General features: G+C 61.3%; 1 protein-coding gene and 1 pseudogene. Both read right to left on the bottom strand.

All coding sequences use genetic code 11. The features are described 5' to 3' along the window. Window positions 1-474: ATP-grasp domain-containing protein (locus tag J5224_RS33975; RefSeq protein ID WP_264629259.1), on the bottom strand; the 474-nt coding region annotated here is incomplete at its 3' end. Then, window positions 471-604, bottom strand: a pseudogene (purE, locus tag J5224_RS33970) (5-(carboxyamino)imidazole ribonucleotide mutase); the annotation flags it as partial. The pseudogene purE and the gene J5224_RS33975, both read right to left, overlap by 4 nt.

Below are 604 nucleotides of genomic sequence, written 5' to 3'. Positions count from 1 at the left end.
AAAGGCGATGCCCTGTTCAACGATGCATTCGCCGTAGCACTCTTGCGGCAGGGTCGCTGCGGTGTCGTGACGCAAACGCCACTGGCCGCGGCCGTCATAGCCACCCACGCGACGTTTGACGATCGCCAACTCGCCCAGTCGGCTAAAGACGCCGGGCCACTCTTGCTCTGAAGCCAGTAACTGCCAGGGGGCGGTAGGCAACTGCAACGAATCCAGCAACTGTTTCTGCGTCAGGCGATCGGCCAGGCGCGGAAAAATATCACGGTTAACAAAGGCTGCGTGCTCAGCCAATTCGCGCGTCAATGCGGTTTCCGGCCAGCGTTCAATCTCGGCGGTGATGACCGCGTGATGAAACGGCACGGATTCCGGTTCGGCATCCAGTCCCACCGGATAGACGGCAATCCCCAAGGGTTCACCGGCCTGACGTAACATTCGGCCCAGTTGGCCGTTTCCTAATACGCAAACGGGCTTCATGCCTCCTCCTGCGGATCGGGATGTGCCAGTACCTCATCGGTTTGCTGTTGACGCCAGGCGGCAAGGCGAACCGCCAGCTCGCCATCGTGCAGCGCCAGAATCTGTGCGGCGAGCAGGGCAGCATTGGCGG

Source organism: Candidatus Symbiopectobacterium sp. NZEC135, assembly GCF_025962695.1.
This window is presented reverse-complemented; position numbering and strand designations above follow the sequence as displayed.